Raw genomic sequence first — 25,520 nt, 5'->3', positions numbered from 1 at the left:
CCCCGGTGGTGCGGTGATCCGCAGTGCCGGGGCCTTCAGGTGGAGACTTCGCAAGTGTTCCGCCTACGGAATATCACGCCATGTCAAAGCGCGACTTTTACGAAATTCTGGGTGTGCCTCGCGACGCAGATGATGCGGCGCTGAAGTCGGCTTTTCGCAAGCAGGCCAAAAAATATCACCCGGACCAGAACCAGGACAATCCTGACGCGGAAGCCAAGTTCAAGGAATTGAACGAAGCCTATGACGCCCTCAAGGACCCGCAGAGCCGGGCAGCCTATGACCGCTTTGGCCATCAGGCGTTTGAGCATGGCAGCCCGGGTGGTCCTGGTGGACAGGGCGGCCCTGGTTTCGGGCAGGACTTTGCGTCCTCCATGTCCGACATCTTTGATGATCTGTTCGGCGAGTTTGTCGGCGGGCAGCGCGGTGGCGGCGGCGGCCGTCGTGGTGGCGGGCGCACACGCGGTGCGGACCTGCGCTACAACATGGAAATCAGCCTCGACGAGGCAAATGAAGGCAAGACGGCACAGATCAAAGTGCCGACGGCTGTCTCGTGTGAGACATGCTCCGGGTCCGGTGCAAAGCCTGGCACATCGCCTTCCACCTGCGGCATGTGTCATGGCGCGGGCAAAGTACGTGCGTCACAGGGCTTCTTCACCGTTGAACGCACCTGCCCCACCTGTGGTGGTCGTGGCGAAGTTATTCAGGACCCGTGCGATACCTGCAATGGCGCCGGGCGCACGGAAAAAGAGCGCACACTTCAGGTCAACATTCCGTCCGGCGTTGAAGATGGCACGCGCATTCGCCTCTCCAACGAAGGCGAAGCGGGCGGCCGCGGTGGACCTCCCGGTGATCTTTACATCTTCCTGTCAATCAAGCCGCATCAGTTCTTCCAGCGCGATGGCGCGGACCTGTTCTGTCGCGTTCCCATCTCCATGCCGACAGCGGCGCTGGGTGGGGAGATTGAAGTACCGTCCCTCAAGGGCGCGCGGGTAAAGGTCAAGGTTCCCGAAGGCACCCAGAGCGGCAAACAGTTCCGGCTCAAGGGCAAGGGCATGCCGGTGCTGCGGTCATCGCAGCATGGCGACCTGTACATTCAGGTGAATGTGGAAACACCCATGAACCTCACAAAGAAGCAGAAGAAGCTGCTGGAAGAGTTTCAGGGTGAATCGACGGACAAGACCAGCCCGGAGTCAGAAGGCTTCTTTTCGCGGGTGAAAGAGTTCTTGAACGGTGCCGCCAGCTAGCTGGCGCGCCGCAGATCTGCAAGCACCGGTGCCGTTTCGACGATGACTTCTTCGGGCAGAAGAAGCTCAATGGTCGTGCCTTCGCCCAATGCGCTTGAGATGATCAAGGACCCGCCATGTGCCTGTGCAATGGCACGTGAAAGGGGCAGGCCAAGACCTGCACCATGGTGCTCACGCCGAAAGGCATTCTCGACTTCCGCAAAGCCCTGATCCAGACGTTTGACCGTCTGCGGGTCCATTCCCTCGCCCGTGTCGGTGACAGAGAATCCTATTTCCCCGGTCGGTGCCTTGAATGCGGTGACATTGATCTGTCCGGTCCGCGGTGTGTGGCGAATTGAGTTGGCAATCAGGTTGATTAACACCTGACGGATCATCCGTCGGTCAACATTCACGGATATGTCCGCTGCCGCCAAGCTGACCTGATTGAGGTGCACCCCGGCTTCGGCGGCCTGGTCCTGCAACATTTTGCAGGCGCTGTGGGCCACTTCACGCATGGTGCAGATTTCGTGTTGGGGCGTCATGTCCCCTGACTCGATCCGGGTCAGGTCGAGCAGATCATTTATGAGCTCAAGCAGATGCTGTCCGGATTCATGAATGGTGGAGACGTATTCTTCATATTGTTTGTCACCCAAAGGCCCGCAGACCTGATGCTGCATCAACTCCGAAAAACCCATGATCGCGTTCAAAGGTGTTCGCAGTTCATGGCTCATATGGGCCAGAAACCGGGTCTTGGTCCGATCAAGCTCCAGGGCCTTCCGGCGGGCCGTGCTGAGTTCGGCGATGATTTCCTGATTGCGGTCAAGCTGCTGCGACAACGCATCATTTGTGGCGCGTCTCTGGGTGGCCGCCCGCTGGAAATCACACCACCTGCGCCAAGCAAACCAGGCAAAGCCCAATCCAGCCAGGAAGAAGGCGATGGGTAGCTCATTGAGATGCAGATGCCCCTCGTAGCGGTCCGCAACCTCATGCCATCGTTCTTCAAGGTCATATTTGGCGGATATCAAAAACCCCCCTATGCCTGTGACAATGGCTATCAGCGCATCTTTCCTCGGCCGGGTCATGAACCCGGTCGCCCGCCTGATCGGCATCGAAAATGGGAGAGATGTGGACAACACGTTATGGGGGCCTTGGGAATCTATTGCTCGTTTTAGTAGAATGCCCAAATCTCACCAACAAACCATTAAACCTCGAATGAAAGGACTTAAGCCTGTATTTCAGTGCATGGCGGGCGTGTGAGGGTCCGTACTTTGCGGCGGCTGGTCTGGCTGATACAACCGCGCGTACCAAATACTGCACGCCCATACGCTGTACATAGGATGCAGCCAATCTGAGTGGACTTTTCTGATGGCACCGATACGCATTGCAGTCACCGGCGCCGCAGGCCGCATGGGCCGCGCGCTGCTGAACGCGATCAATGACACTGACGGATGCACCATAGCCGGCGCACTCGAGCGCGACGGCCATGCTGACATCGGTGCCGATGCAGGCATGCTGGCAGGCATCGGCGAGATTGGCGTTCCTGTCACCAGCGATGCGCTGGAGGTTTTCGCGTCGGTTGATGCGGTGCTTGATTTCACCGCGCCGGGTGCAACGGTTGAATTTGCGGATCTGGCGGCTCAGGCACGCATTGTCCATGTGATCGGCACGACTGGATTGGCACCGGAACACGACACGCGCCTTGAAGCGGCGTCACGCCACGCAACCCTTGTGCGGGCGGGCAACATGTCCTTGGGTGTCAATCTGCTGACGGCGCTGACCAAGCGGGTGGCCCAAGCGTTGGATACGGACTGGGATATCGAAATCGTCGAGATGCACCACCGGCACAAGGTGGATGCGCCGTCGGGCACAGCCTTGATGCTTGGCGAAGCCGCTGCAACCGGGCGCGGCGTCAGTCTGAGCGATGTGTCGGACCGTGGACGCGATGGACAGACCGGCGCGCGCAAGCAGGGCGACATTGGATTTGCAGCCCTGCGTGGCGGCTCCGTGGTGGGTGAACACTCGGCCATTTTTGCAGCTGAAAAAGAGCGCATTGTCCTCACACATATTGCCGAGGATCGATCGATCTTCGCACGCGGCGCGGTCAAGGCAGCGCTATGGGGACAGGGCAAGGGACCCGGCACTTTCGACATGCTGGACGTACTCGGCCTGTCTGACTTCTAGAAACAACACTTGATACCTCAACAGGAGACGCATCGTGGCTCACACGCTGGTTTTGGTCCGTCACGGCCAGAGCGAATGGAACAAAAAGAACCTTTTCACAGGCTGGCGCGATGTCGAGCTGACCGAGCAAGGCCGCAAGGAAGCTGCTGAAGCAGGCGTGCTGATGAAGGCTGCCGGCCTTGAGTTTGATGTGGCCTACACATCCGGCCTCAAGCGGGCGCAGGAGACCAACAAGCTGGCGCTTGAAGCCCTTGGCCAAAGCGACATTCCGGTGATTGAGAATGAAGCCCTGAACGAGCGCGACTATGGCGATCTTGCAGGTCTCAACAAAGATGACGCCCGCGAAAAATGGGGCGAAGAGCAGGTGCATATCTGGCGCCGGTCATTCGACATTCCCCCGCCCGGTGGCGAAAGCCTGAAGATGACGGCCGAGCGTGTGCTGCCTTACTTCGACGCGGAGATTATGCCCAAGGTGCTGGCAGGCACACGCGTGCTCGTAGCAGCCCACGGCAATTCACTGCGGGCGCTTGTCATGCAGCTGGATAATCTGGGTCCGGACGAAATCGTCGAAGTGAATATCGCAACCGGCGTTCCCATTGCCTATGAGCTGGATGACGACGGCAAGGTCCTGTCCAAGAAGATCCTGGCGGACCGCACTTATTCTTAAGCCGCTCAGGTGAGCTGCACGTTTTCTGCACCCAGCAGTCCGATGTTGTCGCGACGTCGGACTTGGGCTGCAGTGAACGCGTCGGCAAAACTTTCGCGTTCTTCTTCCGGCATGAACTTGCCGATCTCGACCCAGGTCTCCCGGGATTTGAGACGCAGGGTGCGGCCACGCGCCGTCACCGTCATGCGCGCCTGCGCCCAGGTGGGCTCCAGCCGCCAGTGCTGAGCCTTGCCAGACGGGTGCACGCGCTCAATGGTCAGGGACTTGTCAGTCAGCCGCACATGCTCGACCACACGCCCGGAGCGATAGTTCATGCGGAATGCGAAATAGATCAGCGCCACATCAAGACCGAAGAACCCAAATACCGGCCACGCGCCCATCAGCAGGAACGCTCCACCTGCAACAAAGCTGATGATGCCGATCGCAACCATTACCGCCAGAAACCCTTTGGGCGGCAGGGAGCGATGGGGATGCAGCACAGCATCAAAGAAGACGTGTTCTTGTTGGTCACCGGTCATGAGTAAGAAGCTAGAGCGGCAGGCGGGGTGCTGCCAAGGCGATGCGGCCAGATGACGCAAATTGCGCGTGGTCCCATCGCAGGCATGAGGTAAAGTCCGGCCCCATGAAACCAGCCATACGCGAAGAGCTTTTCCGCCGCTTTCAGGAAAAGAGCCCCAACCCCGAAACTGAACTTGAGTACTCCAGCACCTACACCTTGCTGGTGGCGGTGGTGCTGTCTGCCCAGGCAACGGACATCGGCGTCAACAAGGCCACGGGACCGTTGTTTGCGGTTGCTGATACGCCTGAACAGATCGTTGCGCTCGGCGAAGCAAAGGTGCGCGACTACATCAAGACAATCGGGCTTTATCGCAACAAGGCCAAGAATGTGATCGCCCTGTCGCAACAACTCATCTCACAACATGGGGGCGAAGTCCCCAGGGACCGGGAGGCGCTGGAGGCGTTGCCGGGCGTTGGCCGCAAGACGGCCAATGTGGTGCTTAATGTGGCGTTCGGCGAAGACACCATGGCCGTGGACACGCACATATTCCGTTTGTCCAACCGGCTGGGGCTAGCGCCGGGCAAAACCCCGCTGGAAGTTGAGCTCAAGCTGCTCAAGCGGATTCCCAAACCCTACATGCAGCACGCCCATCACTGGCTCATTCTGCATGGGCGCTACATCTGCAAGGCGCGCAAACCGGAATGTCCATCCTGCTATGTGGCCGATCTGTGCAGCTTCAAAGGCAAGACGACAGCTGAAACTGCACCAAAGCCAAAAACCAAGACGAAAACTAAAGCCAAGGCAATACCCAAAGCCGGGTCTTAGGCGCGGGGCGCGTTGACCACTTCACGCAGGCACGGCTCGATAGGGGTCGAGCCTCCCTGCAGACGACGCGCATCCAGGTGGGTGGATTTTATGCTCCCGTCCGCTTCTGGATAGAAAACGACAAGCAAAGCGCAGTTGCTGCCTGAGTAGCGCCAGATGCGCGCTTCGCCGTCGCTGCCGTCGAAGGCGGGAGCACCCAGCTGCTGCTCCACCGCCTGCGGCGTTACACCGATGAGGCTTTTGGGATCAGGGGCCTGGCGTAATACTACTGTGCGCTGAGGTGTGGGGCTGACCAGGGTTGATTGCCCGACACCGGGTTGCGGAGCGCAGGCCGCCAGAAATCCGGCGGTGAGCAGAACCACGGCTAGCGACTTGATGGTTTTGGGGGCTGTAAGCGGTTTGGATCGCATTTTTTGTTCCCAATAGATGGTCAGGCTGACCGTCAGGCGGCGGGCGTAAGTGTCGCGTCCCGCGTCATCACCCCCTGAAGCACGTGCACCATAAAGGCAGTACCGAACAGGGGCACGAGAATATTGACAATCGGGATGGCAAGTAATGCCGCAACTGCCATGCCGGCGATAAATACCCGGCCAGAATGGCGTTTGCGCAGCTGCTTGATCTGCGCCGGGGGGTAGTGGCGGACCGCAGCTGCTTCGAAAAATTCGCGGCCCAGCAAAAATCCGTTCACGACCAGAAAGATCACAAAGCCGAGGCCTGGCAACAGGAAGACAAGCGGCAACGCCACCAGGTTGACCGCTAGAAGCACGAACAGGCCCTTGATACCCAGCCACAGGCCTTCAATGATGCCCTGCTTTCGGGGTCCGATACTGGCAGGAAAGTGCCGTTCTTCCACCGCCTGCCCGACTTCGTCCAGGAATAGCGGGATGAAGATGGCGGTCACCGGGATCACCAGAAAGATGAGCCCAACGATGACGGCAGCGTCTATAAGCACATCAATGATCGTGTCGGCCCAGCCGATGCCCAGATTTGGGATGTAGCCGGTGCCCCACAGGCCCACCGCGCCAAGGGTGACCAGCAACAGCAGGGTCATGCCAAGCGACCGCCACAGGATGCTGCGGAAGGGTTTGGAGAAAATCTGGGAGAGGGTTTTACCGAATGCGCCGATCATGAAGCGCACCATGCCTCATCTTTTGGGCATGTAAAAGGCAGGGCAAAAGGCGCGCCTTTTGGTGGTGGCGCGGGCATGATCCGGATTCTATAGTCGCGCTCCTTTCATACCTGCTGGATGCAGAGCCCGAGCGCGATGGCGCAGGTGTTCTGACAGACCGGTATTCCCACCTATCGCAACAAGTGAGTTTGGCTGATGAGCGCCCCTGAGTTTCACGTTGTCGGACTTGGCAACGCAATTGTCGATGTTCTGGCCCATGCAGAAGACACGTTCCTGGTCGCCAATGGCATTGAAAAAGGCGCGATGACGCTGGTGGATGAAGCCCGCGCGACGGAGCTGTATGACGCCCTTGGCCAGACCGTGCAGGTTTCAGGTGGCTCTGCTGCCAATACGATTGCCGGGGTCGGCTCTTTGGGCGGCAAGGCTGCTTTCATCGGCAAAGTCCGCAATGACCAGCTGGGCACGGCCTTTACCCACGATATTCGCTCCCTTGGTGTCGCTTTTGACACATCCGCTGCGGATCGCGGCCCGGCGACAGGGCGTTGCCTGATTGTGGTGTCGCCTGACGCAGAACGGTCCATGAGCACCTATCTGGGTGCCGCTCAGGACCTGACGCCGGACGATGTGGACGTGGAAGTCATCTCCCGGTCAGCCATTACCTATCTCGAAGGCTATCTGTGGGACCCGCCGGCTGCGAAGGAAGCTTTCCTGAAGGCTGCCAAAGCAGCCCATGACGCAGAGCGCCAGGTTGCTCTCACGCTGTCTGACTCCTTCTGCGTTGATCGCTACCGCGACGAGTTCCGCGATCTGGTGAAGGGCAATGTGGACATCCTGTTTGCCAATGAAGCCGAGATCATGTCGCTCTATCAGGTCGACACCTTTGACGAGGCCCTTCAGGCGGTCCGTGGCGAGGCCCGGGTGGCCGCCCTCACCCGTTCCGCTGCCGGGTCAGTGATCGTGGTCGATGGCGAGGTTCATGTGGTCGATGCAGACAAGCCATCTGCGCTGGTGGACACCACCGGTGCCGGTGATCAGTTTGCCGCGGGCTTCATGTTTGGCTGGTCAACCGGTCGGTCCCCGGTTGAATGCGGCCGCATGGGCTCGATCTGCGCTTCGGAAGTGATTTCGCATATGGGCCCGCGTCCGGAAGTGGCTTTGGCCGAGCTAGTGGCGTCAAAAGGGCTCTAAGCTCACACCAAACCAGAAGAGCCTGTGAATCTTCCAAGGCCTGCGCCGATAGCAGATCGCGAATCTTGCTAATTCCGGCCCCGGAATGAATGGTTTCGTGAATCCTTAGGCCCCGTAAGCCTTCGCGATTAGCGAGTCATTTTGGGGATTCCGGCTGTTTGGCGAGCATTGGCCCCAGTGGCTTGCCGCCGAACAGATGCACATGCAGGTGCGGGACGTCCTGATGGGCGTCCCCGCCGGCATTGGCCAGGGCGCGAAATCCCTGTCCGCCTTCGCTCTCAGCGAGTCCCAAAGCACGTGAAACCTTTCCCACAGCCCGAAAGAAACCGGTGATCTGGGGGTCGGTTGCCTCAGCCAGAAAGTCATCAAGGCTCACATAGGGGGCCTTGGGAATAACCAGCACATGGACGGGTGCCTGCGGGTTGATGTCATGGAACGCCAGGGCAAACGGGTCTTCATAGACACGTTTGCACGGGATCTCATCGCGCAGGATCTTGGCGAAGATGTTGTCGTGATCGTAGGGCTCAGCCATGGCGGTCAGGACTTCTTGCGGCTGGCTTTTTCAGCGATGCCCGACGTGCCTTCGCGATTGGCAAGCTCGCCATAGACCTCACTGGGGTCAATATCCAGGGCCGCCCAGAGCACCAGCAGGTGATAGAGCACGTCTGCACTTTCCTTGACCGCCTCAGGCTTGTCGCGTGACGCCGCAGCGATGACCGTCTCAACGGCCTCTTCACCCAGCTTTTGTGCGCATTTTTCAATGCCACGGCTCAGCAGCTTGGCTGTATAGCTCTCCGACGCATCCGCACCCTTGCGGGAGGCAATGGACGCAGCCAGGCGATCAAGAACTTCCGTTCCTGCCTTCGGGTTGCCTGCAGATTGTTTGGAATTGGACATTCAAACGCCTGTATTGGGTCGAGACACAGGCTTTTGCCTGCCGCGCAGGCCTACCAGATTTGCGGATAGGCTGCCAACTCGCCGTTACGGCCCTAGAAAACAGCGGCTTTAGGCGTCTGGTTCTGCCGTGCGGGTCCGCAGGCCGGTTCCAACGAGTTCACCGGATTTGGCGTCGCCCATGGCCGCACCTCGGGTGCAGGTACCACGCAGGTCTGCGCCGCGCAGATCCGCCTTATCAAGTTTGGCTCCGCCGAGATTGGCGCCGGAAAGATCTGCAGCGGCAAGTCGGCTGCCCATCAGATTGGCGTCCAAAAGGATCGCATCCTTGAGAATGGCGGCGGCCAACATGCGGCGCGACAGATTCATTCCGGACAGGTCCTGGCCGGTGAAATCACCTCGGGTTCCCAGTTTTCCGTCACTTTTGACCCAGCGCTCATGGAGCGCCAGCTTTTCATCAATCAGACTTTTGGACGGGAGGGCGGCAATGTTCCCAGACCGCATCAAATTGGCACTCATTCGACTGGCGCGGTCGACGCTGGCGCCGTCAAAGTCGGCATCCGCCAGCTGTGCACCATGCATATCAACCCCTTTGAGCTGAGCACGTTTGAAGGATACCTGCCGAGCGTCGGTTTGCACCATGCGCGCAGACACAATCCGCGCCTCAGTCAGGTCTGCTTCTTTCATGCGGACCTCAGTCAGGTCCGTTTCGCGCAGCATGGCACCGATCATCGAAACAACGCCGGAATCCGGCCGGTCCGCCGCTTCTTCCGCGTCAATCACCCGCCCGGCCCGCAGATCGGCCTGGGCAAGATTGGCGTAGCTCAGATTGGCTTCATCAAGACACACGCCGCGCATGTCAGCGCGTTCAAAGTCTGCATCAGTCAGGTTTGCGCGGCTGAAATCGGCTCCGAAAAGATTGGCGTGGCATAGCCGTGTGGTTTCAAGGCGCGCGCCACGAAATGAGCAGCCCATGAGGTCGGCGCCCTCCAGGTTCATGCCTGAAAGATCGAGTTTTGACAGGTCGCAGGCGCGCAGGATCATCTTGCGGCCACCGCGCACGCCATTGATGTATTTGATGTGCAGCGCATTGAGCGCCTTGAGAAGCTCCAGCTCAATCCGGGTGCCAGGCGCAATTTCCGGAGCCCGGCTCTTGTGGGTGAGCGAGTCCAGCATATCCCCCACGCCGGCCGAGATTTCAGCCTGATCCGCTGGCTTTACGGCGGCCTGCGGCGGGTTTGTGGCAGTCTGTGCGGCGGCGTCGGCCATGTGGGGGTCCACGGAGTTGGAAGGTTTCGGGATCGCGTCACCTTCCTTATGCATCCACACGCGTTAAATGCGCCCGCATCAAATCACTCAAATTGTCTCTAATTCGGGTCTATGTGCGGATCCGTCTGCCAGAACCGCGGCAGCTCCTCGAAGAAAGGCCATATTTCGACCACCTGCCGAAAAGCCAGATCAGCCCGGGCCGCATACCACCCTCCAACAAAGCCCGCTGCTTCATGGGCGCGGTCACCGCCAATCCGGTCTGCCGCAAGCCGAGCGACTGACGCTGCGGTGGCGGCATCGTTGATCGCCCCGAATTCATCCTGCAGCCGCTTCAAAGGCTTCATGAATGCCTTCACCTGGTTGCGTGGCCACAGCGGCGCGAAGAACGCGGCCTCGTATCGTAGGCTCTTGAGGCGCTTGCGCAGATCATGGCGCGCCTCGTCGTCCATGGTCTCTAGATCGCGTGCCTGCGTCAGCACCTGGCGGTAGCGCCGGTCCAGTCGGGAGACTGCAAACTGTGCGAGCGAGGCATCCTTTTTCGTGGCGGCCGGCGAGGTGGCACTACCGTCGTCCGGTGCACTCACCGTGGCGCTCAGATGGCCCAGTTCCAGCAGCATGTGGGTGAAGGTACGGTCATCCACAATGCGGATGGCGCGCGCCCAGGCCTCACGGCGCAATTCTTGGGCTGCTGCCGCCAGGGGGACCAGAGACGGCCCTACTCCAGCGGCCTCCTTTTGGAGTGTCGGCATTGTTTCGGTACAGAAAATATCGAGATCACGGGCCGTTCCCAGCGGCCTGAACATGCGCTTTACCTGCTCGATGACTTCCGTGGTGCCCGACGGTGGCCGCACCGGCTTGAATGCCGCATGGACCGACCTCAGGCGCCGCATGGCGACCCGCATCTGATGGATGCCGGACGAATTCTGGTCGATGAGGATGGCCGACTGGTTGGCTGCCATCTGACGGGCGCAGTGCGCCAGCAATGCACCATAGGCTGTGTGTGTGGTCATACCGGGCTCGACGGGAGACCTACCCGCCTTGACCGAGGGGCCCTTGCGCGGATGATCGAGACCGCTGCGCCGGGCAGCGAGAGCGAACCCGCGCTCCACTTTGGAGACGGTTCCGACCTTGATCGGGTACTTGTCCGCCAGCGCCCGGGCCACATCAAACAGAGTCTCGACAGGCCCGCTGATGTGCTCCAGCTCGATCTCGCAGATGGGTGTTCGCAGGCCCGGCGTTCCATCCTCTGACGGCGGCAGACGCACCTCGCCCAGATCAAGGGCCGCCTCAAAGGACCCGTTGCCAGAGCTTCTGAGCACCCGCGCCACGCGGGAGATGGCGCTTTCGAAAATCGGGACCAGGTCGTCATTGCCTATGGCCGCAGCAGCGCGCGCCCGCAGCTGCTCATCCGCCACCAAGGACAGATCGGGCGGGGCAAACGCATCCGCCGCTGGACGCATGGCTTCATCTTCTGCCCGATTGGCAACAAGACCGCCCGATCGACCCAGACTGTCCGCCGCCTTGAGGGCCTGCACCACCCGCCCCCCGTCGCGCCGCACGCGCAGCGCCATGCCGGTGCGGGCCAGCGCATGATTTTGAGTGTCCCAGTACAACGAGGTGAGGTTGTGGACCGTGCTGCGCGCTGATCCCAAGACCATCGGCAGGCGCGACAGTGCCCCGGCCTTGCGAATGCGGGCCAGTGTTGGTGGATCCACCACAAGCTCGAGCTCAATCTCGCGGGGGGCTTCGCGGGGCGCTTCCTGGCGCGCGCTGGATTTTGACGTTTTACTTGTCGGATTTTTGCGGGCCGAAGACATGCCCAAAGATGGCGCGCCGGCTCTGGTCACGCAAGGGCAGGCTCAGGGTCGTACTGCGACGCCTTGCTCCGCCATATGCGCCTTGGCTTCACTGACGGTGTGATCGCCGAAGTGAAAAATCGACGCCGCCAGCACGCCTGTGGCATGTCCATCGCGGACGCCTTCGACCAGATGATCCAGATTTCCGACACCGCCGGACGCAATCACCGGTACGCGGACCCTGTCCGCAATGGCGCTGGTCAGGGCCACATCGAAGCCTGAGCGCGTGCCGTCGCGATCCATGGAGGTGATGAGCAGCTCCCCTGCCCCCAGCTCGACCATTTTCTGCGCAAATTCGACTGCATCAATGCCGGTTTCCGTGCGACCGCCATGGGTGAAGATTTCCCATTTGTCGGCCTCGCCCTCCTTTGACACCCGCCGGGCATCAATGGCCACGACAATGCACTGGGAGCCGAATTTTTCGGCCGCTTCCTTGATAAAATCGGGATTTGTCACCGCCGCCGTGTTGACCGCCACCTTGTCAGCGCCGGCCAGCAGCAACTGGCGCACATCTTCCACCGTTCGCACACCACCGCCGACGGTCAGGGGCATGAAGCAGCGCTCGGCAGTCCGACGCACCACGTCAATCAGCGTGCCGCGTTTTTCATGGCTGGCGGTGATATCGAGGAAGCACAGCTCGTCCGCACCGGCGGCGTCATAGGCCGTTGCCGCCTCTACCGGGTCGCCGGCATCACGCAGATCGACAAAGTTCACGCCTTTGACGACGCGGCCGTCTTTCACGTCCAGACAGGGAATGACGCGGGCTTTGAGGCTCATGCGGCATCCTTCAGCAAGGCAAGCGCCTGGGCCGGGTCAAGACGGCCATCATAGATTGCCCGGCCGGAAATCACGCCGACGATGCCCGGCGCCCTGGCGGCCTTGAGGGCATGCAGATCATCCAGATTGGTGACGCCGCCCGACGCGATGATGGGTATGCCAACTGAGTTGGCGAGGTGGGCTGTGCCCTCGACATTCATGCCTTGCATGGCGCCGTCGCGGGCGATGTCCGTGTAGATGATGGCGGCGACGCCTGCGTCCTCAAACTGCTTTGCCAGATCAAGCGCTTGAATGTCAGAGACCTCCGCCCAGCCTTCGACGGCCACAAAGCCGTCCCTGGCATCAATGCCCACGGCGATCTTGCCCGGCCATGTCTTGCAGGCTTCCTTGACCAGATCAGGGTCGCGCAGGGCTGCGGTGCCGAGAATGACGCGGGCAATGCCCTTGTCGAGCCAGGCTTCGATCTGTGCGAGCGAGCGGATGCCGCCGCCCAGTTGAGCCGGCAGGGACACGGTTTTGAGAATGTCCTCGACCGCAGCCCCATTCACCGGCTTGCCTTCAAAGGCACCGTTCAAATCGACCAGATGCAGCCATTCAAAGCCTTGTGACTCAAAGACTTTGGCCTGCTCGGCGGGCGTGTCAGAGAATACCGTGGCGCGGTCCATGTCGCCCTGTACGAGGCGCACGCATTGGCCGTCTTTCAAGTCGATGGCAGGAAACAAGATCATATTCTTATGGCGTCCATTGCAGGAAATTGGCGATCAGGCGCAGGCCGACGAGCTGGCTCTTTTCCGGGTGGAACTGAGTGCCAACCATGTTGTCACGTCCAACGGCGGCTGTGATTTCACCGCCATAGTGGACGCGGGCGAGCACATGGGCAGGCTGCTCGGGCTTGATGGCGTAGGAATGCACGAAGTAGGCGTGCTCGCCATGCTCAAGACCCTCAAAAACCGGATGCGGCTGGCCAGCCACATCGACAGGTTCCAGCGCGTTCCAACCCATATGGGGGATCTTGAGGGATGCGTCGTCCGGCGTGATTTCGGTGACATCGCCGGGAATCCAGCCCAGGCCCTCATGGGTGCCGTGTTCAAGGCCGCGCGTGGCCATCAGCTGCATGCCGACGCAGATGCCCAGAAAGGGCGCGGCGCGATTTTCGACCGCCTCACGCAGCGCCTCGACCATGCCATCCACCGCATAGAGGCCCTGGCGACAGTCAGCGAAGGCGCCCACGCCGGGAAGTACGATACGGTCCGCCTTCGCCACCACATCCGGAGAGCTGGTGACGCAGATGTCCGCGTCCGCGCCGATTTCCCGGGCGGCCCGTTCAAACGACTTTTCCGCGGACCGCAGATTGCCGGACCCGTAATCGATGATGGCGACGGTGCTTTGGCCGGTCATGACAGGCTTTCTCCCGTATCCGCACGGGCCGCCAGCATCTGACGCACGGGCATGAGCAACACGGCGGCGAACATCACCGACGCAAAACTGCGATAGGCAAACACCAGGGTGGAGACCAAAAAGCTGTCACTGTCGTGGGAAAGGTAGGACACGCCGCAGCCGTAAATTTCCATAAAGTCCAAGAGTATGGCTGCGAGGGACATATCCACCCAGAACCACAGAAGAGCCGCTGCTTCGGAGGGAACAGCTGCCAGTGTCTGTGGCACCGGTAGGCCTATAAAATCAATCAAAGTTTGCCGACACGCAGGAAAATCCGTCTGCAGACTGAACATGAAGAGGTAGTCCGCCGGCGTTTGGGTGATGGTGGCGGCAAGGTAGGACAGGTAGAGCGTCACCAGAACGAGCGCAAAGGGGAGTGCGATGATCGATGCGGCGCTGAAGATGTAGGTCAGCCTGTCGATGCGGGCAGTGGCAAAGGCACGGGCCACGGGCAGAGCAATGGGACCGACTGTTGCTATCACCGCGGAGATGACCGCTGGAATGAAACCCGCGAGTTCGCTGGTCAGTTCATCAGCCCCCAGCTCGCGGACCTGGCCAACCAGGGCCGGATCCAGCCAGATAACAACCGGTATGAATTGCAGCACGCAGGCAACGATGGCGACAAAGTAGAAGTCTATGCGCCACGCATCACCGCGGAAGCGGCCTGCCACCGACCGCCAGACCTGAAACGCGGACGCGCTGACGCTAACGGCAAAGACCGCTAGAAACAGGAAGACCACAATGATTTCGAATGCGGCACTTATCATGGCCGAATCTGCCGGTTAGCTACCAAGCACGCCCTTGGTGGAGGGAATGGCGTCAGCCTTGCGCGGGTCAATCTCGATGGCCTGACGCAGAGCACGGGCCAGACCCTTGAAGCAGCTTTCCACGATGTGGTGGTTGTTCTCGCCATACATGTTTTCGATGTGCAGCGTGATGCCAGCCGCCTGGGCAAAGGCCTGGAACCATTCCTTGAACAATTCCGTGTCCATGTCGCCAAGCTTGGGCTTGGTGAAATCGACCTTCCAGATCAGGTACGGGCGCTGCGACACATCAAGGGTCACCCGCGTGCAGGTTTCATCCATGGGGATGATGGCATTGCCGTAGCGGGTAATGCCTTTGAGATCGCCCAAGGCCTGCAGCACGGCTTCGCCGATCACGATGCCGGAATCTTCAGTGGTGTGGTGGAAATCAATGTGCAGGTCGCCCTCGGCGCGCACTTTGAGATCAATCAGCGAGTGGCGGGACAATTGCTCAAGCATGTGGTCGAGGAAACCGATGCCGGTATCCACGTCATACTCTCCGGTGCCATCCAGATTGAGCGAAACGAAGACTTCCGTCTCTTTGGTCTTGCGCTCAACAGTGGCGATGCGGCCGTCGCGTTCGCTGTCCATGTCCGTCTGCCTTCAGGGCCCGGTTCGCCCCCAGAATCGGGGCCTCGGGCGGGACTTCAAAAACTCGTGTGAAGCGCGGTCTAGCAGCTTCGCGCACAAGGTGCCATATGCGGGGTTACATGACAGCATTTCTCCCACGGAACCCCTAAGACCCCGGACACCCTCATGCCCTCCGAGATCAACGACGCCGTTGCCAAGTTCATTGCCCATCAGAACCATTTCTATATGGCGTCTGCTGATGCAAAAGGCCGCCCCTATGTGCAGCACCGTGGCGGACCGGAAGGCTTTTTGAAGGTCATGTCGCCAACGACGCTGGGCTTTGCGGATTACGCGGGCAACCGGCGCTACGTCACGGTTGGAAATCTCGGCGAAAACGAGAATGTGTTCCTGTTTTTCATGGATTATCCCGCTCAGCGGCGCGTCAAAATCCGCGGTAAGGCCGGGATTGTGACGGATCCGGACATTATCCGCTCACTGCGCGACCCCAATTACGATGCCCAGGTGGAGCGCGCCATCGTCATCGAGATCGAGTACTGGGAAACCAACTGCAACGCCCATATCACCCAGCGGTTTACGCAGGAGGCCGTGGATGCCGCTGTTGCCCCGGTGATGGCCCGCATGGCTCGCCTCGAGGCGCGGCTCAAGGAAGCTGGCCTGCCGATCGACTGAGTTTTAAGGGGCCCAGCCACCTCAAACAGCCGCGTCCCCGGACTTGATCCGGGGCCTACTCGCACTTCCACTTGCCGCAGTTTCCGCGTCTCCTTGGAGCTCCGTACAAGGCAGCAAGGCGAGTGGGCCCTCCGGTCAAGCCGGAGGGATGCGGGTCGTCTGAACATCGAATGGGTGTGTCGACCGCTTTGAATTTAGGTGATTTCGGGGCATGGCTTGACCCGGCGGGCGCGGCGGGCCACCTGTTGCGCCAGATATCAGCCTTTTCTCATCAGGACTTCCGACCCCATGGCCTCATCCGACAATTTTCCCAACTGGCACGCCACGACCATTTTGACCGTTCGCAAAGGCGGCAAGGTGGTGATCGCCGGGGATGGTCAGGTCTCCATGGGCGATACGGTCATGAAATCCACCGCCCGCAAGGTGCGGGTTCTGGGCGGCGGGACTGTGATTGGCGGCTTTGCCGGTGCAACAGCTGACGCCTTTACGCTGTTTGAGCGGCTGGAAAGCCGCCTTGAGCAATATCCCGGTCAATTGGCCCGCGCCTGCGTGGAACTGGCAAAGGACTGGCGGACGGACCGCTACCTGCGCAAGCTGGAAGCGATGATGCTGGTGGCAGACAAAACCGAAAGCTTCATTCTCACCGGTACGGGCGACGTGCTGGAGCCGGAGAACGGCATTGCCGGCATCGGGTCCGGCGGCAATTACGCCCTCGCTGCCGCCCGTGCGCTGGCCGACACAGATCAGGACGCCGAAACCATCGCGCGCAAAGCCATGGGCATTGCGGCTGATATCTGCGTCTACACGAATGGCAATCTGGTTGTCGAAACACTCGACGAGGCCTGATCCGCCCCTGCCGGCTACGACTGCCGGTTCTTCCCTTATTCAGACTTCCCAAGGACTAACCCCATGACCGCGCTTTCTCCCCGCCAGATTGTTGCTGAACTAGACCGACATATCGTCGGCCAGAAGGACGCCAAGCGCGCCGTGGCCATTGCCCTGCGCAACCGCTGGCGGCGTCAGCAGCTTGATCCGGCGCTGCGGGACGAAGTGATGCCCAAGAACATTCTCATGATCGGGCCAACGGGTGTCGGCAAGACCGAGATCTCACGTCGCCTGGCCAAGCTGGCGCAGGCGCCTTTCATCAAGGTTGAAGCCACAAAGTTCACCGAAGTGGGCTATGTGGGCCGCGACGTAGAGCAGATTGTCCGCGATCTGGTGGAGGCTGCCATTGGCATGGTGCGCGAAACCAAGCGCGAGGAAGTGAAGGCCTCCGCCCATGCGGCAGCGGAAAACAGGGTGCTGGAGGCGCTGGTTGGCGCAGGCGCAAGCGAGGGCACCCGCGACAGTTTCCGCAAGAAGCTGCGGGACGGTTTGCTGGACGACAAGGAAATAGACCTGGAAATCCGTGATACGGGCGGCATGCCCATGATGGACATTCCCGGCATGCCGGAAGGCGGCAATGTGGGCATGATCAATCTCAACGATATGCTGGGCAAAGCCTTTGGTGGGCGCACCAAGCCTAAGCGGCTGAAAGTGCGCGATAGCTACGAGGTGCTCATTCAGGACGAAAGTGACAAGTTACTTGACGACGAGCAAGTGACCCGCGAAGCCATCAGCCTGGTTGAGAACAACGGCATCGTCTTTCTCGACGAAATTGACAAGGTATGCGCCAAGTCCGAGCGGCAGGGGGCGGACGTCAGCCGCGAAGGCGTGCAGCGGGATCTTCTGCCGCTCATCGAGGGCACGACGGTTTCGACCAAACACGGGCCGATCAAGACCGACCATGTGCTGTTTATTGCGTCCGGCGCGTTTCACGTCTCCAAGCCGTCGGACCTGCTGCCCGAGTTGCAGGGTCGCCTGCCGATCCGTGTTGAGATGACTGCGCTGACGCGCGACGACCTCAAACGCATCCTCACAGAGCCCGAAGCGAGCCTTGTGAAGCAATATGTGGCGCTGATGGGCACGGAAGACGTGACCCTGGACTTCACGGAAGAGGGCATTGATGCGATCGCGGACATCGCCACTGAGGTGAATGGCAGTGTCGAGAATATCGGCGCGCGGCGTCTGCACACGGTGATGGAGCGGGTGCTGGATGAGGTAAGCTTTGAGGCCACGGATGCGTCGGGCGCTGTCATCAGTGTGGACCGGGCCTATGTGGAAAGTCGCATCGGCGACCTTGCCAAAGACACTGATCTTCAGAAATTCATCCTTTAGATTTGAGCGGTTTCGCTAAGGATTGATCGCTCAGGGCGAATCCCGCAGTCGGTCTGCGTTACGAGTCCGCGAATCTCTTGCAAAAACTGGCTTGATTCGGGGCCGGACTGAATTTCGCCTATTGCGAATCTTTTCAGGTCACCGATGCCGACGCAGCCACACGTAAAACGCGCCACCACCGCCATGGCGCGGGTGGGCGGGACGGACCGCGGCGACGTGGGGACGGAATTCAGCGTCCGCCAACCAGCGCGGCAGGCTGTCTCGAAGCACGCCACGCCGCTCGGGTGTTTCTGAAATCGCACTGCCATGGAGCGTGTGGCGAGCAAGCGCCGACGCCGAGCCTTTGCCGGTCACCACCAACAGGCATCTCACGCCATTGTCGCGGTGGCGGGGCAGATCGGCCCGCAGTCTTTGGTGCGCCTGCGCCTGGGTGAGGCCATGCAGGTCGATCTTGGCGTCGGGATCAATACGGCCGCGCCGGAGTTTGCGTTGCAATCCGCCATCGAGAGTCCCAGCATCGTGGGGATCTGGCAGTTTTGCGTGCTTTTTAGGCTGCATGGGCGGCACGAAAGTCCGCTGCGCTGCAGGTGAGCTGCTCGTCTTTTTTTGTTTCGCACCCGGAATGCGTTGTTTTGGTTTGTCGAGTTTCAGCAGCTCGGACATGTCCGGGCGGCTGGAAAGCGGCGTCACGGCCTGCGTTACCTTCTGCCAAAGCTGCTGTTCGGTGGTGTCCAGGCCTCTGGGCGGGCGTCGTTTCGCCATGTCAGCCGGCCACCCGTCGGCCAGATGAATCCCGAGTTTCGGACCCATCTTCGCGGCCCGCGAATCTTTGGCCTGCAAGCCATTCCGGCAGCGGGCGAATCTTTGAGTCTTTTGGGTTTACCATGTGATCTTCCGGGCACGCTCGGCCACCGCGTGGGGCAACAACATGGAGAGACTGCCCCTGTCCTGCATCTGGCCGGCGATCTCACCCGCTGCGTCGCCGACACCTGCAAAGTAATCGGCACGTACAGGGCCTCTGATGGCGCCGCCGGTGTCCTGCGCCATCATCAACCGATGCATTGGGCCGTCCGGACTCGCGCCTGAGGGGTTTGGCAGTTCAAACCAGAAGGGCAAGCCGAGCGCATGGTGCTTTCGGTCGACCGCGATGCTGCGATGGGGGGTGAGAAGCGCTGACTGGGCACCGGGCGGTCCAAGCTCGGGGTGCTCGACCTCCAACTCGGTGAAGAAGACGAAGGATGCATTGAGGTTCATCACCTCCTGGGCCTCGTCCGGGTTGGCCTCGAGCCACGAGCGGATCGCGGCCATGGACATCTCCTCACGGGGGATGTGGCCGCGGTCGATCAAGGGCCTACCGATGGCCGTGTAGGGGTGTCCGTTCTGCCCGGCGTAGGACAGGCGTATAACCTGACCGGCATCCGGGCCATCCTGCAGGACTACCCGACCCGACCCCTGGATCTCGAGGAAGAAAGCATCAATGGCGGAGGGCAGCCAGATAAGCTCCAGGCCCTCCTCATCCAAGGCGCCCTCTACAATCTGGGTGCGGTCCGCAAATGGCCGCAAACGCCCGTTTTCCACATGGCCCGCAATGCGCTGACCGCGCAGGCTGTCGCGAAAATCGCCTAGTTCTACCATCACCAGACTGTCCGGGCGGGCCAGAACCGACGTGGGAAAGGCATCGCTCCTGATGCGGGAGCCTTTCATTTCGGGCTCGTAATAACCTGTCATGAGGCCGGCCGTCTCTTCGCCATTCCGGATATGGAACGGAACAAAGGCGGTCTCGAAGAAGGTTTTGGCGTCCTGATCGGCGGTTTTTTCCGCCAGATCACACACCGGATGCAGGTCTCCGGCGGTAATGCCAAGCTGCGGGTCGCCGCGTAGCGCCCGGTCAGCGGGCACGCGCTTTAGAATTTTGCAGGTTTGGCGCAGGGCAGCCAGGGCCTGAGCGTGGTCATCCACCTCCCAGCCGTCCAGATTTGCGAAGTCTGTCTCGGACAGGATCATTCTTGCGGTGTCAGGCGGGGTAGGCCCTTCTTCAGTCATGAGCCATACGAGTCCGGCAAGTAGGGCCATACCGGCCACAACAGCTGCGGCGATGGCTGCGCGGCTGCCCGCCAATAGGCCTGCGCGTGGCTTGGGCATGGCCGTTCCCCCGGGTTGATGTCGGCCTAATTGCCACCTGTGGCGACGACCTTCCAGTTGGGGTCGCGGGCCTTGGTGTCGCGTTCGAAGGTCCAGACATCGACGACCTGGCGCACCGCTTCCGGGCTGCCTTCCACGATGTCGCCATTGGCGGCACGCAGGGCCGAAATGATCTCGCTGGCAAATCGCACGGTCACCCGGGCGCGGCCATTGTCGAGTTCGGCTTCAGTAATGTCAGCAGATGAGAGGCCCACATAGCTCTGCTCGAGTTTGCGGCCTTCAACTTCGCGGTCTTCGATGGCGGCTTCAAAGTTGCGATAGACATCGTCGTCCAGAAGCTGGCGTAGCATGTCGCGGTCAGCCGCTGAAAAGGCATTCACGATCATTTCGTGGGCTTTGCCGGCACCGTCCAGGAAACCTTCCGGGGTGAAGTTGCGGTCCGCCAGCTCGATCTGCGCCAGACCGTTGGCCAGAGCAGAGCCTTCAGGCGCATAAGCCGGGCGTGGCGCTGTTTCTGTTTCCCGTGTCGGCTCGTGGCCGGGCAGGGGAATGACATTGTCGTCGTTGGCCAGTGTGTCAGCTGAGTTGTCGTCGTCCTGTTTGCGGCGCTCAAATGGTCCTGACGCGTAAGGGTCATGCGGTGGGCGCTCATTGCCCGTGCGCTTGCCCAATGCGGCGCGCAGCCGGAAGAACACAACCACCGCGATGGCGAGAAACAGAAGATTGATCAGGGTATCGGCGGTCATGTGCGGTTTGCGGCTTCCATGGATTGAGGCAGACATTCAGAACGGGTTGAACGCGCCTAATAAGACGCAGCATAGCTTTTGCGGCTTGCTCTGGTCCAGCGACGCGGGCATGCCTACTTAGATATAGATGTCATTGAAGCTAGGGTAGCAGAACTCGAGCGCCAGCCCGATGTTTTGTCAGACGTCATTGACGCCCAAAACCGCGCCCAAAACCCACAAATCTGGTGAGTGAATGTTCTTCTATCTGTTGCTGGCTTTTATCGGCATCCCGCTTATTGAAATCGCCCTGTTCATTGAAGTGGGGGGAGCCATCGGGACGCCCGCGACCATTGCAGTGGTGATCGGCACGGCCTTTCTGGGCGCGTGGATGCTGCGGCGGCAGGGTCTTTCCACCGCACAAACCGCACAGGCGAAGATCCAGCGCGGAGAAATGCCTGTCGAACAGGCCTTTGACGGCATGTTTTTGGTGTTCGCCGGCGGCCTGCTTCTCACACCGGGCTTCTTGACGGACGCCATCGGCTTCTCGCTGTTCATCCCGCAGATCCGGGCCGCCCTGCGCAGCCGCATTGTGGAGCGCGCCAAGCGGAGCGGGTCCTTTTATATGTCTGGCAGCATGTCCGGTTCGGGCATGCACTACGCAGATGAAGCTGAAATGTGGAAGGAACAGCGCCCGCCAGCCAATGACACCGCAAGTACGACGACGGGCGCTGCATCGGGCACATCGTCACCGAAAACAATCGACGGGTCGGCCATCGAAACCGATATATCGGGCGGCGCACCCGGTGCCAAAGACAGCCCATGGCGGGACAAGTAGTCCTACCGGCGTGAGTTGCCGGTTGCTTGCGATGGGGCGGGGAGCGTGTTAGCCACCGCGTTCGATATCTCAGCTCACCCTGATCACTCTCTTTTCAAGGCCAACAACACATGTCCGATACATCCGCTGCTGACACAAATGGTGCTGCGAATGGTGCAGGCGACGGGGCACAGCCCCAGGCGCCGCAGATCCGCGTTCTTGGCCAATACATCAAGGATTTGTCCTTCGAAAACCCGAATGCGCCGGGCGGCTTCAGCAACCAGTCACCGCAGATCAACGTTGCCGTTGATGTGCGCGTGCCGGGCCAGAAGGACAGTGACTATGAAGTTGAGCTGCGACTGACGGCGGACGCCAAAGTTGATGGCAATCAGGTCTTCCTCGTTGAGCTCGTCTATGGCGCGGTGTTCCGGCTGGAAAACATTCCCGAGCAGGGCCTGCAGCCGGTTTTGCTGATTGAATGCCCGCGCATTCTGTTCCCGTTTGCCCGTCGGGTGATTGCGGACATGACCCGCGACGGTGGCTTCCCACCGCTGATGATCGACCCGATCGATTTTGCAGCGCTCTACCGTCAGCGGCTTGAGCAGGCCCAGGCTGAAAAGCAGGCTGCCGAAGAGTCCGGCGCTCCAGCCAGCGACGCCTGATTTATCTAGTTAGAGGCTTCTTTCAGCCACACCGCTTTGTCGCCGAACTCGGCAACGAAGGCACGATGGGCTGTGCGCTCGTCATCGGTAATTAGCGAGGGCAGGGGCGTTGGCCGTGCGCGGCGAGGCGTGACCGGGCCGCCGTTTCGGGCCGCGTCTGCGGCGGCCTTTTTTTCTTCGAGCACCAGGCCAGGTTCACGGCCGCCGATGAGCTCGAGGTAAACTTCCGCCAGCAGCTCCGCATCCAAAAGCGCACCGTGCTTTTCGCGGGATGAATTATCCACATTGAAGCGACGGCACAGGGCATCGAGCGATGCCTGCGCACCGGGAAAGCGCTTGCGGGCAATGGCCAGTGTGTCGATGGATTGACCGTCGGGCAGGGTGGGCTTGTTGGCGGCTTTGAGTTCGGCATTGATGAACGTCATGTCGAAGTTGGCGTTGTGCGCCACTAAGGGTGCGTCACCGACAAACTCAAGAAAGTCATCCGCCACATGTTCAAACAGCGGCTTGTCGGACAGGAACTGTTCAGACAGACCATGCACTTCAAACGCGCCCTCGGGCATGTCGCGCTGGGGGTTGATGTAGGTGTGATACACCGCGCCGGTCGGCACATGGTTGACCAGTTCAACGCAGCCGATTTCCACCAGGCGGTGGCCTTCGGATGGCTTGAAGCCGGTTGTTTCCGTATCGAATACGATTTCGCGCATATGCGTGACGCTCCGCTTTGTCAGCGGTCCCAATCAAATTGTGGCGTGCGTTCCCGAACGCAGCCTGTGGGCGTTAGCCCAAACGTTCCTTGAGCACTTTGGCTTCCCAGGATTTCAAATCCTCGGTGATTCGCTGCACCTGTTCAAATGCATGGTCGAGGCCCTTGTCCGTCTCGACAACAAAATCAGCCTTTGCGCGCTTGTCTGCATCAGGCACCTGTTTGGCGAGGATCTGTTCGAATTTTTCAATGGTCATGCCCGGACGTTCGAGAACACGCGCACGCTGCACATCTGCCGGGGCGGACACAACGACCACCGCATCGACGCGGGCCTCACCGCCTGTTTCATAAAGCAACGGGATGTCCAATACGGCCATTGGTGCCTTTGCGTCGCTGGCGTCCTTGAGGAACTGAAGCTGCGTGGCGCCCACAAGCGGGTGGACGATGGCTTCGAGTTTTTTCAACTCGTCCTTGTTGTTCAGGACAAGCTTGGACAGTTTCACCCGGTCCACGGCATCATCAACGATGGCGTCTGGAAATTCAGCGCGCAGTGGTTCAACAGCGGCACCGCCTTTTTCATAGATCGCGTGCACGGCGGCGTCCGCGTCATAGACAGGGATACCGAGTTTCGCGAACATCTTTGCGGTTTCGGATTTGCCCATGCCGATGGAACCGGTGAGACCAACAAGCAGCATCAATTGTTTTCCCTGTTCTTGAGACCTGTGTTCTTGAGGTCCGCTTCGATGAGCGCGCGCGCGGCGGCCACATCTTCTGCATCGACCTCCACACCAAACCATTTTGCAAAGCCGGGTGCTGCCTGCCACAGCAACATGCCCAGACCGTCAACCACCGCAAGGCCACGGGCGCGCGCCTGCGCGAGCAGGGGCGTTTCGAGCGGCACATAGACAATGTCATAGACCACCGCATGGTCCGGCAATGGGGCAAGGTCGATTTCCAGAGGCGCCTGGCCTTCCATACCAAGCGTCGTTGTGTTGACCAGAAGGTCAGCTCCCTCCAGGGCTGCAGGCAATTGCTCCCAGCCATAGACCGTCGCCTTGGCCTCAATGTCTGCCACCATGCTGGCTGCGCGGGCGACGGTGCGGTTGACGAGGCGCACTTTCATGCGCCCTTCGGTTTCCAGCACGTCAACAATGGCGCGGGCTGCGCCACCGGCGCCGAGCACAACAGCAGTTTTGCCATTAAATCCGGGTACGGATTGTTTTAGGTGGGTCCAGAAACCTGCGCCGTCGGTGTTGGTACCGCGAATGTCACCGGTGTCGGGGTCACGATACATCGTGTTTACAGCCTGCAATCGCTCTGCCGGCGCATCGACAAAAGGCTGCAACGCTTCAAAAGCGGCTTCCTTGTGCGGGACGGTGACATTGGCCCCGCGGAAACCGAGATTTGGCAGATAGCGCAATGTGTCCAGAAGCTCTTCGGGCTTCACGGCCAGTTTGGTATATTCGCCTTCAATGCCGTGGCGCTTGAGCCAGGTGTTGTGAATGGTCGGCGAGCGCGAATGCTCTACCGGCCACCCAATGACACAGACTTTTCGCGGGCCCGTATTGGGAATGTCTGTCTCGCTCATTCCGGCAGTGCTCCAAGGCGGCGCAGCTCGGCCATCAAAGGCAGCAGCGGCAGACCAAGAATGGAGAAATAGTCGCTGTCGATGCTTTCAAACAATTGTGCACCGATGCTTTCAAGCTGATACGCGCCTACGCTTTTCAGGATCGCATCGCCCGCTGTCTCCAGATAGTGATCGAGAAACGCCTCAGAGAAATTGCGCATAGTGAGGTGAGACGGCTGGTAATAGTCCCAGATCGTTTTGCCGCCTTTGGCCAGAGCGACGCCGCCGTGCAGCAGGTGTGGCTTGCCGCGAAACTCCCATAGACGGCTTCGAGCTTCGGCCATGTCGCGCGGCTTGTCGTAGCAGGTCTTGCCCAGGGTCATGACCTGGTCGGCGCCAATCACCAATGCATCTGGATGCGTCTTCGACACAATCTCTGCCTTGGCCTTTGCAAGGGCTGTGGCAATGTCGGGACCGGCGCCATGTTCGCCGTTTGCGGCCGGGCTGTTCTCAAGTTCCGATTTCAGAATGCTTTCGTCGATGTCGGCGGGCACGATTTCAAACGGGATGTGGGCACCGCGCATGAGGTTGGCGCGCACGGCTGACCCGGAAGCAAGAATAATGGTTGGGGGTATTGAAGACATTCGGTACTCGCAAATCAGGCGGCCTAATCAGACAT

30 protein-coding genes are annotated in these 25,520 nt (G+C 60.2%); 10 read left to right on the top strand and 20 right to left on the bottom strand.

The genetic code is table 11. The annotated features are described in order from the left end of the window. The first annotated feature begins 80 nt into the window (after positions 1-80). Positions 81-1,244, top strand: coding sequence for a molecular chaperone DnaJ (dnaJ, locus tag ABXH05_RS07610; protein WP_353560488.1), 1,164 nt, complete (start codon positions 81-83; stop codon positions 1,242-1,244). Here dnaJ and ABXH05_RS07605 read toward each other — a convergent pair. Then, on the bottom strand, positions 1,241-2,305 hold the full coding sequence (locus ABXH05_RS07605) for a sensor histidine kinase (protein WP_353560487.1): 1,065 nt from the start codon (positions 2,303-2,305) through the stop codon (positions 1,241-1,243). The two genes, dnaJ and ABXH05_RS07605, sit on opposite strands and share 4 nt — an antisense overlap. A 292-nt stretch (positions 2,306-2,597) precedes the next feature. Here ABXH05_RS07605 and dapB point away from each other — a divergent pair, with 292 nt between their 5' ends. Continuing rightward, entirely contained in the window at positions 2,598-3,404 is an 807-nt protein-coding gene (gene dapB, locus ABXH05_RS07600) for a 4-hydroxy-tetrahydrodipicolinate reductase (protein WP_353560991.1), read from the top strand. A gap of 34 nt (positions 3,405-3,438) precedes the next feature. After that, positions 3,439-4,071 carry a 2,3-bisphosphoglycerate-dependent phosphoglycerate mutase gene (locus tag ABXH05_RS07595; RefSeq protein ID WP_353560486.1) on the top strand — a complete coding sequence of 211 codons (633 nt, stop codon included), beginning with the start codon at positions 3,439-3,441 and terminating at the stop codon, positions 4,069-4,071. A 5-nt stretch (positions 4,072-4,076) separates the two neighbouring features. Here the strand turns inward: ABXH05_RS07595 and ABXH05_RS07590 are convergent, their stop codons facing one another. Continuing rightward, positions 4,077-4,589: a DUF2244 domain-containing protein gene (locus ABXH05_RS07590; RefSeq protein WP_353560485.1), complete on the bottom strand. Its 513-nt coding sequence runs from the start codon at positions 4,587-4,589 to the stop codon at positions 4,077-4,079. 41 nt (positions 4,590-4,630) lie between these two features. Here ABXH05_RS07590 and nth point away from each other — a divergent pair, with 41 nt between their 5' ends. Next, the gene (gene nth, locus ABXH05_RS07585; protein ID WP_502947723.1) at positions 4,631-5,395 is read left to right on the top strand and encodes an endonuclease III; all 765 of its coding nucleotides are present in this window, start codon (positions 4,631-4,633) and stop codon (positions 5,393-5,395) included. Here nth and ABXH05_RS07580 read toward each other — a convergent pair. Both ABXH05_RS07580 and ABXH05_RS07575 read right to left on the bottom strand, forming a co-directional pair. Further along, positions 5,392-5,805 (bottom strand): hypothetical protein, encoded by a 414-nt coding sequence (locus ABXH05_RS07580; RefSeq protein WP_353560483.1) that lies wholly within the window; start codon positions 5,803-5,805, stop codon positions 5,392-5,394. The two genes, nth and ABXH05_RS07580, sit on opposite strands and share 4 nt — an antisense overlap. A gap of 32 nt (positions 5,806-5,837) precedes the next feature. After that, complete coding sequence (locus ABXH05_RS07575) at positions 5,838-6,536, bottom strand: EI24 domain-containing protein (protein WP_353560482.1); 699 nt, start codon at positions 6,534-6,536, stop codon at positions 5,838-5,840. A gap of 183 nt (positions 6,537-6,719) precedes the next feature. On the opposite strand from ABXH05_RS07575, the gene ABXH05_RS07570 reads away from it, so the two are divergent. Then, positions 6,720-7,712 (top strand): adenosine kinase, encoded by a 993-nt coding sequence (locus ABXH05_RS07570; protein WP_353560481.1) that lies wholly within the window; start codon positions 6,720-6,722, stop codon positions 7,710-7,712. Between the two features lie 136 nt (positions 7,713-7,848). Here the strand turns inward: ABXH05_RS07570 and ABXH05_RS07565 are convergent, their stop codons facing one another. The 9 genes from ABXH05_RS07565 to hisB all read right to left on the bottom strand — a co-directional run bounded on the left by ABXH05_RS07565 (position 7,849) and on the right by hisB (position 15,339). Further along, positions 7,849-8,244 carry an HIT domain-containing protein gene (locus tag ABXH05_RS07565; protein WP_353560480.1) on the bottom strand — a complete coding sequence of 132 codons (396 nt, stop codon included), beginning with the start codon at positions 8,242-8,244 and terminating at the stop codon, positions 7,849-7,851. 5 nt (positions 8,245-8,249) lie between these two features. Beyond that, the gene (locus ABXH05_RS07560) at positions 8,250-8,609 is read right to left on the bottom strand and encodes a phosphoribosyl-ATP diphosphatase (protein ID WP_348136556.1); all 360 of its coding nucleotides are present in this window, start codon (positions 8,607-8,609) and stop codon (positions 8,250-8,252) included. Positions 8,610-8,717: 108 nt separating this feature from the next. Next, a complete protein-coding gene (locus ABXH05_RS07555) occupies positions 8,718-9,875 on the bottom strand; it encodes a pentapeptide repeat-containing protein (RefSeq protein ID WP_353560479.1) in 1,158 nt (385 codons plus the stop codon). A 98-nt stretch (positions 9,876-9,973) separates the two neighbouring features. Further along, positions 9,974-11,722: a CYTH and CHAD domain-containing protein gene (locus ABXH05_RS07550; RefSeq protein WP_353560478.1), complete on the bottom strand. Its 1,749-nt coding sequence runs from the start codon at positions 11,720-11,722 to the stop codon at positions 9,974-9,976. Positions 11,723-11,734: 12 nt separating this feature from the next. Continuing rightward, positions 11,735-12,508 (bottom strand): imidazole glycerol phosphate synthase subunit HisF, encoded by a 774-nt coding sequence (gene hisF / locus ABXH05_RS07545; RefSeq protein ID WP_353560477.1) that lies wholly within the window; start codon positions 12,506-12,508, stop codon positions 11,735-11,737. Further along, positions 12,505-13,236 carry a 1-(5-phosphoribosyl)-5-[(5-phosphoribosylamino)methylideneamino]imidazole-4-carboxamide isomerase gene (gene hisA, locus ABXH05_RS07540; protein ID WP_353560476.1) on the bottom strand — a complete coding sequence of 244 codons (732 nt, stop codon included), beginning with the start codon at positions 13,234-13,236 and terminating at the stop codon, positions 12,505-12,507. Before hisA ends, hisF begins: the two co-directional genes overlap by 4 nt. Before the next feature lie 4 nt (positions 13,237-13,240). Beyond that, positions 13,241-13,906 carry an imidazole glycerol phosphate synthase subunit HisH gene (gene hisH, locus ABXH05_RS07535; protein WP_353560475.1) on the bottom strand — a complete coding sequence of 222 codons (666 nt, stop codon included), beginning with the start codon at positions 13,904-13,906 and terminating at the stop codon, positions 13,241-13,243. After that, entirely contained in the window at positions 13,903-14,712 is an 810-nt protein-coding gene (locus ABXH05_RS07530; RefSeq protein ID WP_353560474.1) for a hypothetical protein, read from the bottom strand. Before ABXH05_RS07530 ends, hisH begins: the two co-directional genes overlap by 4 nt. A gap of 15 nt (positions 14,713-14,727) precedes the next feature. Next, complete coding sequence (gene hisB, locus ABXH05_RS07525; RefSeq protein ID WP_043950337.1) at positions 14,728-15,339, bottom strand: imidazoleglycerol-phosphate dehydratase HisB; 612 nt, start codon at positions 15,337-15,339, stop codon at positions 14,728-14,730. A 165-nt stretch (positions 15,340-15,504) separates the two neighbouring features. Here hisB and ABXH05_RS07520 point away from each other — a divergent pair, with 165 nt between their 5' ends. The 3 genes from ABXH05_RS07520 to hslU all read left to right on the top strand — a co-directional run bounded on the left by ABXH05_RS07520 (position 15,505) and on the right by hslU (position 18,225). Continuing rightward, on the top strand, positions 15,505-16,008 hold the full coding sequence (locus ABXH05_RS07520; RefSeq protein ID WP_353560473.1) for a pyridoxamine 5'-phosphate oxidase family protein: 504 nt from the start codon (positions 15,505-15,507) through the stop codon (positions 16,006-16,008). A gap of 288 nt (positions 16,009-16,296) precedes the next feature. Next, positions 16,297-16,854, top strand: coding sequence for an ATP-dependent protease subunit HslV (gene hslV / locus ABXH05_RS07515; protein ID WP_353560472.1), 558 nt, complete (start codon positions 16,297-16,299; stop codon positions 16,852-16,854). A gap of 63 nt (positions 16,855-16,917) precedes the next feature. Beyond that, entirely contained in the window at positions 16,918-18,225 is a 1,308-nt protein-coding gene (hslU, locus tag ABXH05_RS07510; RefSeq protein ID WP_353560471.1) for an ATP-dependent protease ATPase subunit HslU, read from the top strand. 138 nt (positions 18,226-18,363) lie between these two features. On the opposite strand, the gene ABXH05_RS07505 is transcribed toward hslU, so the two are convergent. The 3 genes from ABXH05_RS07505 to ABXH05_RS07495 form a co-directional block, all read right to left on the bottom strand. After that, positions 18,364-18,987, bottom strand: coding sequence for a Smr/MutS family protein (locus ABXH05_RS07505; RefSeq protein WP_348136547.1), 624 nt, complete (start codon positions 18,985-18,987; stop codon positions 18,364-18,366). Positions 18,988-19,104: 117 nt separating this feature from the next. Then, the gene (gene mltA / locus ABXH05_RS07500; RefSeq protein WP_353560470.1) at positions 19,105-20,367 is read right to left on the bottom strand and encodes a murein transglycosylase A; all 1,263 of its coding nucleotides are present in this window, start codon (positions 20,365-20,367) and stop codon (positions 19,105-19,107) included. Positions 20,368-20,393: 26 nt separating this feature from the next. Next, a complete protein-coding gene (locus ABXH05_RS07495; RefSeq protein WP_353560469.1) occupies positions 20,394-21,113 on the bottom strand; it encodes a Tim44/TimA family putative adaptor protein in 720 nt (239 codons plus the stop codon). 232 nt (positions 21,114-21,345) lie between these two features. On the opposite strand from ABXH05_RS07495, the gene ABXH05_RS07490 reads away from it, so the two are divergent. Together ABXH05_RS07490 and secB are read left to right on the top strand one after the other, a co-directional pair. Continuing rightward, positions 21,346-21,927 carry an FxsA family protein gene (locus ABXH05_RS07490; RefSeq protein ID WP_353560468.1) on the top strand — a complete coding sequence of 194 codons (582 nt, stop codon included), beginning with the start codon at positions 21,346-21,348 and terminating at the stop codon, positions 21,925-21,927. Between the two features lie 110 nt (positions 21,928-22,037). Continuing rightward, complete coding sequence (secB, locus tag ABXH05_RS07485) at positions 22,038-22,568, top strand: protein-export chaperone SecB (protein ID WP_348136543.1); 531 nt, start codon at positions 22,038-22,040, stop codon at positions 22,566-22,568. 5 nt (positions 22,569-22,573) lie between these two features. Here the strand turns inward: secB and dnaQ are convergent, their stop codons facing one another. Genes dnaQ through ABXH05_RS07465 form a run of 4 tightly spaced genes read right to left on the bottom strand, consistent with a single transcriptional unit; the run spans position 22,574 to position 25,485 of the window. Continuing rightward, the gene (dnaQ, locus tag ABXH05_RS07480) at positions 22,574-23,299 is read right to left on the bottom strand and encodes a DNA polymerase III subunit epsilon (RefSeq protein ID WP_353560990.1); all 726 of its coding nucleotides are present in this window, start codon (positions 23,297-23,299) and stop codon (positions 22,574-22,576) included. A gap of 49 nt (positions 23,300-23,348) precedes the next feature. Beyond that, the gene (gene coaE, locus ABXH05_RS07475) at positions 23,349-23,969 is read right to left on the bottom strand and encodes a dephospho-CoA kinase (RefSeq protein WP_353560467.1); all 621 of its coding nucleotides are present in this window, start codon (positions 23,967-23,969) and stop codon (positions 23,349-23,351) included. Next, entirely contained in the window at positions 23,969-24,862 is an 894-nt protein-coding gene (locus tag ABXH05_RS07470; protein ID WP_353560466.1) for a shikimate dehydrogenase, read from the bottom strand. The genes coaE and ABXH05_RS07470 overlap by 1 nt, the downstream gene beginning before the upstream one ends. Continuing rightward, entirely contained in the window at positions 24,859-25,485 is a 627-nt protein-coding gene (locus ABXH05_RS07465; RefSeq protein ID WP_353560465.1) for a Maf family protein, read from the bottom strand. Before ABXH05_RS07465 ends, ABXH05_RS07470 begins: the two co-directional genes overlap by 4 nt. Between the last annotated feature and the right edge of the window lie 35 nt (positions 25,486-25,520).

This window comes from Pyruvatibacter sp. HU-CL02332 (genome assembly GCF_040362765.1).
In the GTDB taxonomy this organism is placed as follows: domain Bacteria; phylum Pseudomonadota; class Alphaproteobacteria; order CGMCC-115125; family CGMCC-115125; genus Pyruvatibacter.
Note: the sequence above shows the minus strand (reverse complement) of the source record. Positions and strands in the feature narration are given on the sequence as shown.

Bases quoted from the DNA above. Each gene is read 5' to 3' on its own strand.
- dnaJ (WP_353560488.1), top strand. From the start codon at position 81: ATGTCAAAGCGCGACTTTTACGAAATTCTGGGTGTGCCTCGCGACGCA.
- ABXH05_RS07605 (WP_353560487.1), bottom strand. From the start codon at position 2,305: ATGACCCGGCCGAGGAAAGATGCGCTGATAGCCATTGTCACAGGCATA.
- ABXH05_RS07590 (WP_353560485.1), bottom strand. From the start codon at position 4,589: ATGACCGGTGACCAACAAGAACACGTCTTCTTTGATGCTGTGCTGCAT.
- nth (WP_502947723.1), top strand. From the start codon at position 4,631: ATGCGGCCAGATGACGCAAATTGCGCGTGGTCCCATCGCAGGCATGAG.
- ABXH05_RS07580 (WP_353560483.1), bottom strand. From the start codon at position 5,805: ATGCGATCCAAACCGCTTACAGCCCCCAAAACCATCAAGTCGCTAGCC.
- ABXH05_RS07575 (WP_353560482.1), bottom strand. From the start codon at position 6,536: ATGGTGCGCTTCATGATCGGCGCATTCGGTAAAACCCTCTCCCAGATT.
- ABXH05_RS07570 (WP_353560481.1), top strand. From the start codon at position 6,720: ATGAGCGCCCCTGAGTTTCACGTTGTCGGACTTGGCAACGCAATTGTC.
- ABXH05_RS07565 (WP_353560480.1), bottom strand. From the start codon at position 8,244: ATGGCTGAGCCCTACGATCACGACAACATCTTCGCCAAGATCCTGCGC.
- ABXH05_RS07560 (WP_348136556.1), bottom strand. From the start codon at position 8,609: ATGTCCAATTCCAAACAATCTGCAGGCAACCCGAAGGCAGGAACGGAA.
- ABXH05_RS07555 (WP_353560479.1), bottom strand. From the start codon at position 9,875: ATGGCCGACGCCGCCGCACAGACTGCCACAAACCCGCCGCAGGCCGCC.
- hisF (WP_353560477.1), bottom strand. From the start codon at position 12,508: ATGAGCCTCAAAGCCCGCGTCATTCCCTGTCTGGACGTGAAAGACGGC.
- hisA (WP_353560476.1), bottom strand. From the start codon at position 13,236: ATGATCTTGTTTCCTGCCATCGACTTGAAAGACGGCCAATGCGTGCGC.
- hisH (WP_353560475.1), bottom strand. From the start codon at position 13,906: ATGACCGGCCAAAGCACCGTCGCCATCATCGATTACGGGTCCGGCAAT.
- ABXH05_RS07530 (WP_353560474.1), bottom strand. From the start codon at position 14,712: ATGATAAGTGCCGCATTCGAAATCATTGTGGTCTTCCTGTTTCTAGCG.
- hisB (WP_043950337.1), bottom strand. From the start codon at position 15,339: ATGGACAGCGAACGCGACGGCCGCATCGCCACTGTTGAGCGCAAGACC.
- ABXH05_RS07520 (WP_353560473.1), top strand. From the start codon at position 15,505: ATGCCCTCCGAGATCAACGACGCCGTTGCCAAGTTCATTGCCCATCAG.
- hslV (WP_353560472.1), top strand. From the start codon at position 16,297: ATGGCCTCATCCGACAATTTTCCCAACTGGCACGCCACGACCATTTTG.
- hslU (WP_353560471.1), top strand. From the start codon at position 16,918: ATGACCGCGCTTTCTCCCCGCCAGATTGTTGCTGAACTAGACCGACAT.
- ABXH05_RS07505 (WP_348136547.1), bottom strand. From the start codon at position 18,987: ATGGCGAAACGACGCCCGCCCAGAGGCCTGGACACCACCGAACAGCAG.
- mltA (WP_353560470.1), bottom strand. From the start codon at position 20,367: ATGCCCAAGCCACGCGCAGGCCTATTGGCGGGCAGCCGCGCAGCCATC.
- ABXH05_RS07495 (WP_353560469.1), bottom strand. From the start codon at position 21,113: ATGACCGCCGATACCCTGATCAATCTTCTGTTTCTCGCCATCGCGGTG.
- ABXH05_RS07490 (WP_353560468.1), top strand. From the start codon at position 21,346: ATGTTCTTCTATCTGTTGCTGGCTTTTATCGGCATCCCGCTTATTGAA.
- secB (WP_348136543.1), top strand. From the start codon at position 22,038: ATGTCCGATACATCCGCTGCTGACACAAATGGTGCTGCGAATGGTGCA.
- coaE (WP_353560467.1), bottom strand. From the start codon at position 23,969: ATGCTGCTTGTTGGTCTCACCGGTTCCATCGGCATGGGCAAATCCGAA.
- ABXH05_RS07470 (WP_353560466.1), bottom strand. From the start codon at position 24,862: ATGAGCGAGACAGACATTCCCAATACGGGCCCGCGAAAAGTCTGTGTC.
- ABXH05_RS07465 (WP_353560465.1), bottom strand. From the start codon at position 25,485: ATGTCTTCAATACCCCCAACCATTATTCTTGCTTCCGGGTCAGCCGTG.